At 69.3% G+C, this 13,075-nt stretch carries 13 protein-coding genes and 2 pseudogenes; 9 read left to right on the top strand and 6 right to left on the bottom strand.

The genetic code is table 11. From position 1 onward, the window contains the following. Nucleotides 1-78: 78 nt before the first annotated feature. The 5 genes from NKH51_RS17925 to NKH51_RS17905 all read left to right on the top strand — a co-directional run bounded on the left by NKH51_RS17925 (nt 79) and on the right by NKH51_RS17905 (nt 4,406). Nucleotides 79-1,116: a ribose 1,5-bisphosphate isomerase gene (locus NKH51_RS17925; protein WP_254763032.1), complete on the top strand. Its 1,038-nt coding sequence runs from the start codon at nt 79-81 to the stop codon at nt 1,114-1,116. Nucleotides 1,117-1,277: 161 nt separating this feature from the next. Next, the gene (locus tag NKH51_RS17920) at nt 1,278-2,099 is read left to right on the top strand and encodes a DUF63 family protein (RefSeq protein WP_254763031.1); all 822 of its coding nucleotides are present in this window, start codon (nt 1,278-1,280) and stop codon (nt 2,097-2,099) included. An 82-nt stretch (nt 2,100-2,181) separates the two neighbouring features. Further along, on the top strand, nt 2,182-3,066 hold the full coding sequence (locus NKH51_RS17915; protein WP_254763030.1) for an ATP-dependent ribose-1-phosphate kinase: 885 nt from the start codon (nt 2,182-2,184) through the stop codon (nt 3,064-3,066). Between the two features lie 139 nt (nt 3,067-3,205). Then, nucleotides 3,206-3,508, top strand: coding sequence for a HalOD1 output domain-containing protein (locus tag NKH51_RS17910; protein WP_254763029.1), 303 nt, complete (start codon nt 3,206-3,208; stop codon nt 3,506-3,508). Between the two features lie 121 nt (nt 3,509-3,629). Further along, nucleotides 3,630-4,406, top strand: coding sequence for a nucleoside phosphorylase (locus tag NKH51_RS17905; protein ID WP_254763028.1), 777 nt, complete (start codon nt 3,630-3,632; stop codon nt 4,404-4,406). Nucleotides 4,407-4,422: 16 nt separating this feature from the next. Here the strand turns inward: NKH51_RS17905 and NKH51_RS17900 are convergent, their stop codons facing one another. Next, the gene (locus NKH51_RS17900; RefSeq protein WP_254763027.1) at nt 4,423-5,223 is read right to left on the bottom strand and encodes an HNH endonuclease; all 801 of its coding nucleotides are present in this window, start codon (nt 5,221-5,223) and stop codon (nt 4,423-4,425) included. A 91-nt stretch (nt 5,224-5,314) separates the two neighbouring features. On the opposite strand from NKH51_RS17900, the gene NKH51_RS17895 reads away from it, so the two are divergent. Continuing rightward, nucleotides 5,315-6,025, top strand: a complete 711-nt coding sequence (locus NKH51_RS17895) for an amphi-Trp domain-containing protein (protein WP_254763026.1) — start codon at nt 5,315-5,317, stop codon at nt 6,023-6,025. A 24-nt stretch (nt 6,026-6,049) separates the two neighbouring features. Here NKH51_RS17895 and NKH51_RS17890 read toward each other — a convergent pair whose 3' ends face one another. Further along, nucleotides 6,050-6,787, bottom strand: coding sequence for a DUF547 domain-containing protein (locus NKH51_RS17890; protein ID WP_254763025.1), 738 nt, complete (start codon nt 6,785-6,787; stop codon nt 6,050-6,052). Between the two features lie 117 nt (nt 6,788-6,904). Here NKH51_RS17890 and NKH51_RS17885 point away from each other — a divergent pair, with 117 nt between their 5' ends. Then, nucleotides 6,905-7,921: an AI-2E family transporter gene (locus NKH51_RS17885; RefSeq protein ID WP_254763024.1), complete on the top strand. Its 1,017-nt coding sequence runs from the start codon at nt 6,905-6,907 to the stop codon at nt 7,919-7,921. A 66-nt stretch (nt 7,922-7,987) separates the two neighbouring features. Here the strand turns inward: NKH51_RS17885 and NKH51_RS17880 are convergent, their stop codons facing one another. After that, nucleotides 7,988-8,515 (bottom strand): winged helix-turn-helix transcriptional regulator, encoded by a 528-nt coding sequence (locus NKH51_RS17880; protein WP_254763023.1) that lies wholly within the window; start codon nt 8,513-8,515, stop codon nt 7,988-7,990. A 224-nt stretch (nt 8,516-8,739) separates the two neighbouring features. Here NKH51_RS17880 and NKH51_RS17875 point away from each other — a divergent pair, with 224 nt between their 5' ends. Next, nucleotides 8,740-9,090 carry a DUF7471 family protein gene (locus NKH51_RS17875; protein WP_254763022.1) on the top strand — a complete coding sequence of 117 codons (351 nt, stop codon included), beginning with the start codon at nt 8,740-8,742 and terminating at the stop codon, nt 9,088-9,090. 97 nt (nt 9,091-9,187) lie between these two features. Further along, entirely contained in the window at nt 9,188-10,153 is a 966-nt protein-coding gene (locus NKH51_RS17870) for an AAA family ATPase (protein ID WP_254763021.1), read from the top strand. On the opposite strand, the gene NKH51_RS17865 is transcribed toward NKH51_RS17870, so the two are convergent. The 3 genes and pseudogenes from NKH51_RS17865 to NKH51_RS18965 all read right to left on the bottom strand — a co-directional run. Further along, nucleotides 10,142-11,521, bottom strand: coding sequence for a hypothetical protein (locus NKH51_RS17865; protein ID WP_254763020.1), 1,380 nt, complete (start codon nt 11,519-11,521; stop codon nt 10,142-10,144). The two genes, NKH51_RS17870 and NKH51_RS17865, sit on opposite strands and share 12 nt — an antisense overlap. Next, nucleotides 11,518-12,603, bottom strand: a pseudogene (locus NKH51_RS17860) (DUF58 domain-containing protein); the annotation flags it as partial. The gene NKH51_RS17865 and the pseudogene NKH51_RS17860, both read right to left, overlap by 4 nt. Nucleotides 12,604-12,631: 28 nt before the next feature. Continuing rightward, nucleotides 12,632-13,057: pseudogene (locus NKH51_RS18965) on the bottom strand (DUF7269 family protein); the annotation flags it as partial. Nucleotides 13,058-13,075 lie beyond the last annotated feature (18 nt).

Here is a 13,075-nt window from a genome sequence, read left to right as displayed (position 1 = left end):
GACTGGACGGGAACCAACGGATTCCACGCGAAGCCGACCGACAGCATCCTTTTCAGCAACGACGTGCAACTCGTTCTCATGGCCGACGCCGAATCCGGGGTCGTTCCGGCCGTCGATTCCATCGCCGACGATATCGCCGCCATGCGGATTCGCGGCGCGGCGACGATCGCCGACGCGGCCGCGGCCGCCCTCGAAACCCAGGCTGAACGCGCCAACGCCGACACCCCGGCGGCGTTCCGACGGCAGCTCCGGGCCGCCGCCCGCACGCTCTACGAGACCCGCCCGACCGCGGTGAGCCTTCCGAACGCCCTCCGGTACGTGCTGCAGGGGACCAGTGGCGAGACCGTCGCCGATCTCCGAGCGTCGACGATCGCCCGCGCCGAACAGTTCCAACGCGATCTCGCGCAAGCCCAGGATAACCTCGGCGAAATCGGCGCGAACCGGCTGCGCGACGGCGATACCGTCCTCACACACTGTCACTCCACCGATGCCCTCGCCTGTCTCGACGCCGCCTTAGCGGACGGCAAGGCGCTCGAGGCGATCGTCAAGGAGACCCGGCCCCGCAAGCAGGGCCACATCACGGCCCGGCAGTTACGCGAACGGGGCGTGCCGGTGACGCTGATCGTAGATAACGCGGCCCGGCGCTATCTGGACGAGGCGGACCACGTGCTGGTCGGGGCCGACAGCATCGCGGCCGACGGCAGCGTGATCAACAAGATCGGGACGAGTGGGCTTGCGGTCAACGCCCGCGAGCGGGGCGTGCCGGTGATGGTCGCAGCCCAGACGATCAAGTTCCACCCGGACACGCTGACGGGCCACACCGTCGAGATCGAACTGCGCGACGAGCGGGAAGTGCTGACGGACGAGGAGCGGGCCGTGATCGCCGGCGAAGGGGACGATGCGAACGCTCCCGACGGGACGGATGGCGGCCGGGACGACGAACCGGCTGTCGCGCGTGACGACGGGCTGACCGTCGAGAACCCCGCGTTCGACGTGACACCGCCGCGGTACGTCGACGCGATCGTCACCGAGCGCGGACAGTTTCCGCCGGAGAGCATCGTGATACTCATGCGGGAACTGTTCGGCGAGACGACCGACGAGCCGTGGGACGCGTGAGGCCGTCTGACGCGTTGTGACTCGAGTTCGAGGCGAGGGTGCTCGTCGGTCGTAAACAGTCGGGCGGACCAAAGGGGCGCCGCGCCGCTGCTATATTATAACGATTTTGATTATTTCGACAATCGGAAAGTGTTAGTCACTGGTGTGTGCTATTACCCCCTATGGTATTACCCGAGGGGTTCGTCGTCCCGCCGTGGTACCTGCTGGTCCCGGTCGTCGTCGTTCTGGGGGGTGTCATCGCGTTGCTGTGGGCGATCGAGCCGCCGGTGACCGACCGCACGGTCATCGCGTTCGCGCCGTGGATGATGTTCGGCGCGAGCCTCCACGTCCTCTACAAGATGGGTGCGTTTCCGGCGAGCATCGAGCCCCTGTTCAGTTCGCCGCTGGTCTACGGGGTGACGGCAATCATCGCGGGGGTCGTCTGGATCATCGCAGTCTTCCTCCACGTCGGTGGGCTCCAGCCGACGATCCCGCGGTTCGTCGGGATCACCGGGACGGCGTTTTTCACCGTCTTCGCGATGTTCGCGATCTTCCGGAGCATCCAGACGGGCACGTTCGAGCCGTTCTGGCCGGTCATCGCCGTCGTCGTCGCCGGCATCGTCACCGCTATCGCCTGGCTCGCGCTGAGCCTCTGGTTTACCGACGTGGCGGCGACCACGGGCGCGACCGGCGCGCTCGTCGTCTTCGGCCACGCGTTAGACGGCGTCACGACCGCCGTCGGCTACGACGTGCTCGGTGCCAGCGAGAGCGTCCCGCTGTCGCTCGTGCTCCTCGAGGCCGGCGAGGCGCTGCCGACCGCCGAGTACATCGGCGCCGGCTGGCTGTTCGTCCTCGTGAAGGTCGTCCTCGCGCTGGTCATCCTCGGACTGTTCCGGGAGTTCGTCGACGAACGGCCCCAGCAGGCGCGGACGATCCTCGCGCTGGTCGCCGCGGTCGGCCTCGGGCCGGCGACCCACAACACGCTGCTGTTCGTCGTCGGCTGAACGGTTGCCCCTCCTCACTCGCCACAACCCGTTCTAGTACCTAGATTTTTCCCGGCCGGTATCGTCTCGCTCTAGTCGTGCGATGGACCCGGTGACGGTACTCGCGGCCGGCCACGTCAACTGGGACGTGACCCTCCGTGTCGACAGGCTCCCCGAGGCCGATGGCGAGGCCTCGATCCGCTCGCAGCGCCAGTCCGGCGGCGGGAGCGCCGCCAACGTCGCCGCGGCGCTGGCCGGTCTCGAGGTCGAGACCGGCCTGATCGGCAGCGTCGGCGACGACGACAACGGGTTGCTCGCCCGCCGCGAACTCGAGGATGCCGGCGTCTCGCTGTCGGGCGTGCGCGTGATCGAAGGCGCCGAGACGGCCGTCAAATACCTGCTCGTCGACGAGGACGGCGAGGTCGCGATTCTGGGCAACGACGGCGTCAACGAGGCCGTCGCGCCCCCCGACCTCGAGCCCGCACGGGTCCGGGCGGCCGACCACGTCCACCTGACCGGCCAGCGGCCCGATACCGCCGCTGCGATCGCTCGGATCGCGAGCGAGGCGGGGATCTCGGTCAGCTTCGATCCGGGCCGCCGATTCGGGGATCGAGACTACGACGAGGCGCTCGCGGTGACCGATATCGTCTTTCTGACCGACCGAGAAGCCGCGGCGTTCGAGACCGACCGCCTCGAGTCGGTCGCCGACGACCGACTCGTCGTCGTCACCTGCGGAGCCGACGGTGCCGAAGCGTACGCGCCGGACGGCGACACCGTCCACCCCGGCTTCGACGTCGATCCGGTCGACACGGCCGGCGCGGGCGACGCCTTCGCTGCGGGATTTCTCGCGACGTGGCTCGAGGGCGGCGATATCGACCGCGCGCTGGCGTACGGAAACGCCTGCGGGGCCCTGACTGCGAGCCGCGACGGGGCGCGGAGCGCGCCGACGACGGCAGCGGTCGGGGAGCTACTCGGCCGCCGATCGTGACAGGCCAGAGCTGGCCGTCACGGCGGGGCTCGATCGGGCTGTAGTCGGGTGATTCTCACCCGATGTCGTCTGACGGTAGTTATATACGCTGGGACGTTGCGAACTCGAGTGAACAGTCACGATCCCGTGACTGAGAGACATGACGGAAGGAAGGGTAAACGAGTCTAACGGATACGGCATCAGACGGCGTATCCGGTACGAGCGACGTGCAGAGGAACCGCCGAGTATCGCCGCTGCGACGGCACTGGCTCAGTATTATGGCGACGACGTCACTGCGGCCAGTACGCAGCTGTACGACTACATCGACCCGGACGCGCTCGACAGTCTCTTCGCCGACACGAACCGCGGGGGTTCGAGGGCGGGAGGGACCGTCGAGTTCGAGACCGACGACGCGGTGGTCACGATCCGACCCGAGCGCGTCGACGTACGCCCCATCGACTGATCGGGACGCGCCGATCGGCGGTTGGATGGGGGAACGGGGTGGCGTCGAGGATCGCCGACGCGGTCTCGGCACCTCGGCCCTTCCTCGAACCTTTTTTCTCGCCGCTCGCGGAAACGACGGTATGGCGACGCAGCCACACCTGCTGGTCGAGGACGGCGAGTTGACGGACATCGCACTCATCCCGGGCGATCCGGGCCGGGTCGACCGCATCGCAGACCACTGTGACGAGTCGGAGACGATCGCGCGCAATCGCGAGTACAAGGTCGTCAACGCCACCTACGAGGGGCGGGAGCTGACGATCTGTTCGACGGGCATCGGCTGTCCCTCCGCCGCCATCGCCATCGAGGAGCTGGCCAACGTCGGCGTCGAGACGTTCGTCCGCGTCGGAACGACCGGCGCGCTCCAGTCTGGCATCGAGATCGGCGATATGATCGTCGCGACCGGCGCGGCGAAAAACGAGGGGACGAGCAAACGGTACGAGGCCGTCGAGTATCCCGCGGTGCCCGATTACGACGTGCTGTCGGCGCTGGTCGATTCTGCAGAAGCGCACGCGGCCCAGCGGACCGCGGATAGCGCGAACAGTGAAACCGCGAACGGAGACGAAGACGTACACGTGGGTCCCATCGCCTCCGACGACGCCTACTACGCCGAGACCGACGCGGCCGTCGACGACTGGGAGGCCGCCGGCCTGCTCTCCGTCGAGATGGAGGCCGCCGCCGTCTTCTCGCTGGCCCGCCGCCGGGGACTGCGCGCCGGAGCGATCTGTACCGTCGACGGTAACCTCGTGGAAGGCACCCAGAAGGGGACGGACACCGAAGACGACGAGCTCCCCGACAAGGCCAAGAACAACGTCGGACGGGCGATCGATATTGCGCTCGAGGCCGCCACGGACCTCTGAGTCCGTCCGGTGTACACTACGCCGTAAGCTGTTCTGCGAGCGTCATCGTCCGATCGGTCAGCGTTTCGGTCGTCGTCGAGGCACCCTGTAGCGTCTCGTTGATCGTCGCAAAGAGGCGATCGAAGGCCAGTTGGCCGTCGTCGCCCCCCCAGTCGGCCGTCTCGCGGACGGCGAGCCCGCAGGTCGAACACGCGCGCTCGCCGACCTCGAGCGCGGCGAAACAGCCGTGACAGCGCTCGAGTCCGGTCGCGACCGTCTCGCCGAGCGCGACGACCCGGCGGAGGTCCGACTGGAGGTCCGCCGCGGTCTCGGAAAACGCCGCGAGCGGCGACCGAACGTCGGGATCGACGGCCGACTCGAGCGCGGCGATGCGCTCGAGCCGAGCGTCGACGACATCGAGGGCGAGGGCGATGTCGCGGCGAGTGCGACGGTAGTCCGCGATCGAGTCGTCGAGAGCGGTATCGGTCTCGTCGTCGACGGCCGACTCGAGCGTGTCGGGAAGCGAAGTCGCGAGCGACGCAAAGGCGGCGACGTCCGAGATGGTCGCGCTCTGGACGCCCGTCGTGTCGCGCACGAGGCGAAACAGGTCGTCGTTGTCCATCGCCGCCGGTTCGGGCGCGGACTCGAGCAGCGTCCGGCAGTCGTCGCAGACGGTCACGAGCGCGCTTTCGTGGGCGTCGGCCGCCGGCTCGTCGGAGAGGGGGTAGAGCCGAAGCGTCACCGAGTCGTCGTCGCCGTCGGCGGCGCAGTGCCGACAGCGCCGCTCGTCGCGGTCGAACACCGCCGTTCGGTCGGAATGGCGATCGGGGGAGGTCACGGGCGAGCGAAGACAGGCCGACACCAAAAGCGCTCCGGCGAGCGGCGAGGACCGTGCGAAGTACTAACCCGCAGTCGCCCGTACGTTTCGTATGAGCGATTCACCGGACGACGCCGATCGAACCGAGGCGTCGAGCGACGAGGAGTTCGACCTCGAGCGCGCGTACGACCGCACCGAACTCGCCGCCGTCTTCCGCGAGTTCGCCGATGCCTTCGACGACGGCCGGTCGATCAGGCTCGACGGCGACCAGCGGACGGTCAGGGTCGCGGTTCCGCGGGGCGTCATCGCCGAGTTCGAGGTCGAACGCGACGCCGGCGCGGAGCCGGCGGTTGGCGAACTCGCAATCGAACTCGAGTGGGACGACCCCGACGGCTCGAGCGTACAGTTCGCCGATCGCGACGCGGACGACGCCCGCGACGCGGCGCGAGGTGTCCGATCGGCGGCGACGGCGGCCGACGCCGCGTCGGCGGTGCTGTCGCCGGAAGACGCTGCGGGCGGCGGTCGCGAGGAGGAACCGGCCGCTGACACCGACGGTGACGGCGGCGACCCGGCGGTGACGGCCGACCCCGCGGAGGCGGAGGCGACGGACGGCGAGCGATCGGACGACGGCGGCCGGCGGAGCCGCTTCGAGGTCTACGAGGACAGGGCGGGCGAGTGGCGCTGGCGGCTCGTCCACTGGAACGGAAACATCGTCGGCGATAGCGGGGAAGGATACGCCTCGCGGTCGAACGCCGAGCGGGCGGCACGAAGCGTGATGCGCAGCGCCGCGACGGCGATCGTCGAGCGCCGCCGCGAGCGGTAAGCGCCGGCGCTCGACCGAACGGCCTTACGGCCGAACCTCTTCGCCCTCGAGATCGACATCGAGTTCCGCGGATCGGTCGACGCGCTCGTACTCGAGCGAGGGCGTGGCGTCGGGCGGAACGGCGCTGTACTCCTGCAGGAACGACACGATGCCGCGTCGCCCGCCGAAGTCGCCGCGATACTGGCGAAAGCGCCGCGGGACCGTCGCCGTCTCGCTGTCGGGGTCGTACGAGACGTTTTCCTCCAAGAACCACTCGACGGCGATGTCGAGTTCTTCGTCGACATCGCGTGGCGAGTAGACCGTGATCGGTGGGGAGTGGTCGGCCCCGTGACTCAGTGCGAAGTGGATTCGCGGATCGCACTCCTCGAGGCGAAACGCCCGCTCGAACGACGAGGGAAAGAGTCGCGGGACGTAGCCAAAGCCCCAGGGATGTTTCGAACTGCGGAGCAGTCCGTGTTCGATGTCGTTGAGACTCAGCCAGACGCCGCAGATGGGAACCTGATCGCGAACGAAGAACTTCCAGCGATCGAGGAACCCGCCGTCGAGCAGATCCGGCTCTCGTTCCTCCAGCAGGAGCTGGGCGTAGGCGTTGTAACAGTTGAGCCAGAACGCGACTTTGCCTTCGCGGCCGGCGAGCGCCCGCTCTAGCTGCGATCGCTCGAGGGCCGCGAGGCGCTCTCGCAACTGATCGGCGTCACCCTCGGTCTTGACCGTATACAGGAGATCGGCCGAGAGCGAAAGCGGATCGAGCTGAGTCGACATTCGGGTATGAATTCACGAACCAGACCCTTGAAGGCGTGTGACGGCTTCAAACGACAGTCAGCACTGAAAACAGGTCGGATAGGTGGTTTTATTCCGCCGAGCGGCAAACGGATACCTGTGAATCTCAGTAAGGGGTTTCTCTTCGTCCTCGTCGGCATCTTCGCGTACCTCTCACTGCTACTCGTCCTCCCGTTCTTCCAGTACGTCCTCGGGGCGATCCTCGTGGCGTACGTCCTCTACCCGGTGCAGGAACGCCTCGAGGGGCGGGTCTCGCCCCGGATCGCCGCGCTCGCGCTCGTCGTCCTCGCGATCGCCGGCTTCGTCGTTCCCCTGTTCGTCATCGTCGCCGTCGTCGCGAGCGACGCCCGCCGACTCCTCGAGAACGCCGACGCGGACTCGTTCCAGACGGCCGAACTCGAGCGCGTCATCGAGACGCGAACGGGCGTGAGCGTCGATCTGACGGCGACGCTGGCCGACTCCGCACAGGGCGTCGGCGGAACCGTCCTCGAGCAGTCGACCGCGTGGGTCGGCGCGCTGACTCACACCGTCGTTGGGCTGGGTGTCGCGGTCTTCCTGCTGTACTATCTGCTCAAAGACGGCAGCGAGCTACTCGCCTGGATCCGCGAGTTGACGCCGCTGCCAGACGAGGCCCAAGACGATTTCTACCGGCAACTGGACGCGGTCATGTGGGCCGTCCTCGCAGGTCACGTCCTCATCGCGATCATCCAGGGATCGATCGCCGGCCTGGGGCTGGTCGCGACCGGCGTCCCCAACGCCGCGTTCTGGACGGTCGTCATGATAATCCTCTCGTTGATCCCGCTGGTCGGCTCGTTTCTGGTCTGGGGGCCGGCCGTGCTCTTCCTCTTCGCGACGGGTGACCCGTTCCTCGCAGTGGCGCTTTTCGCCTACAGCACGGTCGTCGTCGGCCTCTCCGACGACTACCTCCGGCCGATTCTGGTCGACCGCTACGCCGACCTCAACCCCGCGGTCATCATCCTCGGCGTGCTCGGCGGCGTCTACGCGTTCGGCGTCATGGGTCTGTTCTACGGCCCGGTCGTCCTCGGCGCGCTGATCGCGACGCTGAACGTGATGGGGGACCACTACAACGGGCTGACCGAACCTGGACTACAGTGACGAGTGCCGGTGAGCCGACGATCCGCGACCGAGTGATCGGGAGTGGGTGTGCTCGCCCGCCCGCGCTTACTGTGCGTCGGGCGTCCCGTCGAGCAACTCGTCGACGAGCCGCGTAAACCGGTCGACCAGCCGATCGGGGACCGTCGGCGTCACGGTCGTCAGCAGCCGCCCCGTCGCCGCCGGATCGGCGAGTTCGAGGACGACGCGGTTTCGCTCGCCGTACCGTTTCGTGACGATCTCGTGGTCGACCAGTCGATCGACGTGATACTCGAGCGTGCTGCGGGCGATCTCGAGGGCGTCGGCGACATCGGCCGGCGCGGCCGACTCGTGTTCGATCAGATAGACGACGATCTCGCGGGCGGTCTCCCGGCGAAACAGCGCCAGCGCCGCCCGCTCACGCTCGTCGTACGCCGGCGGGTAGTAGTGCGTCCGGCCGTAGAACTCCTCACGGACGAGTCGATCGTCCTCGAGTAGCCGCCGGACGTGATACTGGACCTGCCCCGGCGCGAACTCGGACTCCCTGACGAGTTCGTTGAAATGGACGCCGGCGTTCGCGCCCACGTGCGCTCTGATCTCCTGTCGTGTTTCGGTCATGTGATTCGGTCTCCGCTGCGGATTCTGTACCCGTGGCTAGCGTCGGGGCGCATATAACGGGTTCCCCGCGTTCCCAGCCGCCGAGAACCGAATACTCGCGGCTCGAGCCGGGGCGGCAGCCGATCTGCCGATCCGATAGAACGAAACGCGATCCGACGGCGCTGTTCAGTGGGAAACACCGACACGAATAGGTAGCCGTCCGACCGAGTACCGATATCGATCGCATGGCGTTTCCCACATCGGTCACCGGCGAGTGGCTCGATCCCCAGCTCGCGCCCGTCCTCGTCGGCGTCATCGTCCTCGCGGTGCTCGGCACGACCGCCCTGTTCGTCGTCGGTCTCGTGGCCTACTCCCGCCGACGAACGGCCCGCTACTGTCTGATCTGTATCGTTCTCGGCGTCCTCGTCATCCGCTCGGTCACCGGGCTGGGGACCGTCCTCGGCCTCGTCCCGATGACGGTCCACCACCTCGTCGAGCACGGCTTCGACTTCCTGATCGCGGTGCTGGTCCTCTATCTGGTCTTCCGCAGCGGGTCGTCGAGCGCCACCGCGTCGCTCGGCGCCGACAACGAGTGACCACCCCGCGGCACCGACGAGCCCTCCCGGCCGTCTCCCCGCCGCCGATCGTGTCGTTCGTCGTGAGATATATATTTTCAGACCATAGCGTATTCGTATGTCAGTCCCCGACGCCGCGGCGACGGCCGACGCCGTCGTCGACGAGATTCGTTCCGCCGTCGTCACCGACCGAGCCGTCCTCGAGGAGATCACCGCCGGCCTCCTCGCGCGCGGACACGTCCTCCTCGAGGACGTGCCCGGAACGGGCAAGACGCTGACCGCGCGGTCGTTCGCGACCGCGCTCGGGCTCGAGTTCTCCCGGATCCAGTTTACCCCCGACCTCATGCCCTCCGACATCACCGGCTCCTACGTCTTCGAGGAGGAGACCGGCGAGTTTCACTTCACGCCCGGCCCGGTGTTCGCCAACGTCGTGCTGGCCGACGAGATCAACCGCGCGCCGCCGAAGACCCAGGCCGCCTTGCTCGAGGCGATGGCGGAAGACCAGGTCACCGTCGACGGCGAGACCCACGAGCTTCCGGACCCCTTCCTCGTCATCGCGACGCAGAACCCCGTCGAACAGGAGGGAACGTTCGAGTTGCCCGAAGCCCAGCGCGATCGCTTCATGGTCAAGACCTCGCTTGGCTATCCCGACGCCGACGGAACGCGCGAACTGATCGACCGCCGCGCCGACCGCGATCGGCCGGACCCGACCGTCGACCCCGTCGTCGACCGCGAGACGGTCCGCGAACTCCAGCGCGTCCCCGAGACGGTCACCGTCGAGGGGCCGATGCGCGACTACATCGGCGCCGTCTGTCGCGCCACCCGGACCGACGGCCGCGTCGATGTCGGCGTCTCCCCGCGAGGCGTCCAGCGGCTGTTCGAACTGAGCCGGGCGCGAGCCGTCCTCGAGGGCCGCGAGTACGTCGTCCCGGCGGACGTAAAGCGGATCGCCCGCCCCGCGCTGGCCCATCGACTCGTGTTGACCCCCGAGGCGAGCGTCGACGGCGTCTCTCGGCGCGCAGTCGTCGACGCCGTCCTCGAGGAGTGTGAGGTCCCGGCGATGGAGCCGCCGTCAGCGGACTAGGACCCACGCCCCGGCGAGCAGCGCGAGCAACGCGGCGAGGACGCCGGCCGTCGCCGGAACCGACAGCGTCGGCGCGAGCACCGTCGCGAACAGGACGCCGACGCCCGCCACCGGCACGCCGACGCCGGCCACCGCGGCGCGCCAGCCGAGCCCCACGAGTTGGGGCCGGCGGGACGCACCGGGGCCGATCTCGCGTCCGAGCACCCGGCCGTAGCGACCGGCGTCGTACGCGAACGCGGCGGCCGCGATGGAGACGAGCGTCGCGATTCCGGCACGCGCCGTCTCGAGGTCGAGGGAGACGACATCGACGCTCACACCGACGGCGACGCCACCGGCGGCCAGCGTACCGGCGAGGACGGTCTCGGTAGCCGGGATCTCGTCTCGTCGTCTCGCACCCTCGAGGACCCACGCCGCGCTCCAGCCGAAACCGAGGGCGAGCGCCGTCGCGCCGAGGAACATCGCCGAGCGGGTCGCCGAGCCGGTGACACCGATCGCGCCAACGGCCGCGAAGCCGGCACCGGCGACCGCGCCGACGACGACCGGAACGGCGACGTTGCGTCGGCGGTCGGTGTAGAGCCACGACCAGCGGACGACCACCGCGAACACGGCGAGGACGGCCGACGCCACGGTCACGGTCGCGAGCAGGCCGCGGACGACGGCGTTGCGGACGATCGCGTCGGTAACTCCCTCGAGCGACAGCACGAAATCGAAGAGAAACGCCAGTGCGAACAGCGCGGCGAGCGCGAGCCCAGTCGCGAACACGATTGCCACCACGAGTCCGTTGCGGCTCGAGACGTACGACTTGCGACCCCGCGGACCGGTGACGGCCGCCGGCGGGACGAGAACGAGCGCGGCGACGACGGCGACGCAGGCGACACCGATCGCGACGCACAGACCGACGAATCCGTCGCCGGTGGCCCAGACCACCGCGGAAAGCGCCGGGAGCGGGCCGCCGGCCGCGTCGACGCCCAGCGCGAGCAGCGCCGCGCCGCCCGCGACGAGTGCCCCGCTCAGCGCGGCCGAGCTGACCCGAACGAGCACGCCCGGTCGCGGCCAGCCCGCGACGACGACGCCGCCGGCGACGGCGATGACCGCGCCCGCGACCGCCACGACGGCGGCGATCGGCGCTCCCGAGCGGGCGACGGCGGCGACGATGCCCCCGGCGACGATCGGGACGAGCGCCGACGCGACCGCGACGCGGCGGTTCGAGTCGGCGAATAACTCGATCGCGACGGCGAGACCGGCACCGAGCACGACGCCAAGGAGGACCGTCGGGTCGAAGACGGCGAGCGCGAGCGTTCCGACGCCCGCGGCGAGGACGAGCGCCCGTCGCGTCGTCGACGGCGGTCGGTTCTCGAGGGCGCTCATCGGCTCCGCACCTCCCCGACGGCTTCGCGGAGCACAAGCCCGAGCGACCGCCCGGGCGCCCAGTCGACGACGCGTGCGCCGGCCGCCCGAACGCGGCCGAGCCGCGTCCGCCGATCGAGCGCCTGCAGCCGCGTCTCGAGATCGTCGGCCCCCGCCGTCACGTCCGGCGAGACGACCCGGACGGCGTAGCCTCGCGCGCGAAGCCGCTCGACGAGGTCGACCGGCGCGTCGTCGACGAACGAGGAGAACAGGTACACCTGGGCGTCGCCGGGAAGCCGGTCGGCGACGCTCGAGATCGGATCGCCCGTTCGCGACTGCCAGAACGACCAGTAGTCCGGCTTGGGCCCCTGGACCTCCGTGAGCAGGCGCGAAGCCTCCTGGCGCGTTTCGGGGTCGGACCCCGGCGAGACGGCCGCGAGCCGGCGGTCGTGGACGCTGAGGACGCCGGTCGGATGGCCCGCGTCGACCAGCGCCTCGAGCGTTCGCTCGACGGCGTCGGCCGACCGCTCGAGGGCGGAGGGACGTGCGGTGGACGCCGCGCGGAACTGGCTGGTGCGAGCATCGACGACACAGACGACTCGCGTCGCCCGCTCGGCGCGGTACTCGACGGTCGCCAGCTCCCGTGTGCTGGCGTAGCGCCGCCAGTCGATCGAGGCGACCGGATCGCCCGGCTCGTACTCGCGGACGGAGTAGAACTCGACGCCGCTGCCGCCCTCGTCGGTCGGCACCTCGCCAGCGTAGTCGTTCGTACCCTCGCCCAGCGGGGCCGACTCGACGACCGGCGAACACGTCACGGCGTCGTCGCCGCCGACGCTCACCGACAACGTCTCGGCGACCGTCCCTGTGAGGTCGCGGGCTCGCACCGTCGCGTCACCGAAGGCGTGCTCGCCGCGACGGAGTTCGAGGTCGTACTCGAGGGTCGTCTCCTCGAGCGACTCGAGGGTGACACACGCACGCGGGGAGCCGGCGACGACCGGCAGTTCCTCGGGGACGGCGTCGACGACGCGGAGATCGGAGATCGGCTCCGAACCGATGTTCCGGACGGTCGTGTAGACGGTGACGGTGTCGCTGGGATCGCCGGAGACGGGCGCGGCGACGCTCGCGGGGCGGCTGACGCAGGTCGTCGGCGAGAAACGCCGCGGCGACCGGGTCGTCGGTCCACGTTCCTTCGCGGACGGCCTCGCGGGCCGCCCCCGTCGAGAGCCCGCGGTTCGTCGTGAGGGCCCGAACGGCACCGTCGACGAGCCGCCGGCGCACGTCCGCGTCGGACTCGGTCGGCGAACAGGCGTACCAGCCGCCGGCGGCGTTCGTGAGCGTCCGCGCCGTCGGTTGGCCGACTCGCTCTGTCGTCTGCGCGCTCGCCGTCTCGGGCGGCGCCCCCTCGAGCAGCGGGGGCACGCTCGAGCGGTCGTCGTCCCAGAGCCACCAGCACACGCCGAGTACGAGCACTGCGCCAAGCGCCGGAAACAGCAGCGCCAGCGGATACAGCAGGTTGACGAGGGTGCGACTCGCCGGTGCGAACCCGCCGAACAACACCGCGCCGACCGCCAGAAC

Origin of the sequence: Natrinema marinum, from assembly GCF_024296685.1 — an archaeon.
In the GTDB taxonomy this organism is placed as follows: domain Archaea; phylum Halobacteriota; class Halobacteria; order Halobacteriales; family Natrialbaceae; genus Natrinema; species Natrinema marinum.
Note: the sequence above shows the minus strand (reverse complement) of the source record. Positions and strands in the feature narration are given on the sequence as shown.

What these genes read in the sequence shown, in the direction of transcription:
- NKH51_RS17920 (WP_254763031.1), top strand. Translation starts at nt 1,278, where the DNA reads ATGGTATTACCCGAGGGGTTCGTCGTCCCGCCGTGGTACCTGCTGGTC.
- NKH51_RS17915 (WP_254763030.1), top strand. Translation starts at nt 2,182, where the DNA reads ATGGACCCGGTGACGGTACTCGCGGCCGGCCACGTCAACTGGGACGTG.
- NKH51_RS17890 (WP_254763025.1), bottom strand. Translation starts at nt 6,787, where the DNA reads ATGTCGACTCAGCTCGATCCGCTTTCGCTCTCGGCCGATCTCCTGTAT.
- NKH51_RS17905 (WP_254763028.1), top strand. Translation starts at nt 3,630, where the DNA reads ATGGCGACGCAGCCACACCTGCTGGTCGAGGACGGCGAGTTGACGGAC.
- NKH51_RS17865 (WP_254763020.1), bottom strand. Translation starts at nt 11,521, where the DNA reads ATGAGCGCCCTCGAGAACCGACCGCCGTCGACGACGCGACGGGCGCTC.
- NKH51_RS17875 (WP_254763022.1), top strand. Translation starts at nt 8,740, where the DNA reads ATGGCGTTTCCCACATCGGTCACCGGCGAGTGGCTCGATCCCCAGCTC.
- NKH51_RS17880 (WP_254763023.1), bottom strand. Translation starts at nt 8,515, where the DNA reads ATGACCGAAACACGACAGGAGATCAGAGCGCACGTGGGCGCGAACGCC.
- NKH51_RS17925 (WP_254763032.1), top strand. Translation starts at nt 79, where the DNA reads ATGGCCGACGCCGAATCCGGGGTCGTTCCGGCCGTCGATTCCATCGCC.
- NKH51_RS17870 (WP_254763021.1), top strand. Translation starts at nt 9,188, where the DNA reads ATGTCAGTCCCCGACGCCGCGGCGACGGCCGACGCCGTCGTCGACGAG.
- NKH51_RS17910 (WP_254763029.1), top strand. Translation starts at nt 3,206, where the DNA reads ATGACGGAAGGAAGGGTAAACGAGTCTAACGGATACGGCATCAGACGG.
- NKH51_RS17895 (WP_254763026.1), top strand. Translation starts at nt 5,315, where the DNA reads ATGAGCGATTCACCGGACGACGCCGATCGAACCGAGGCGTCGAGCGAC.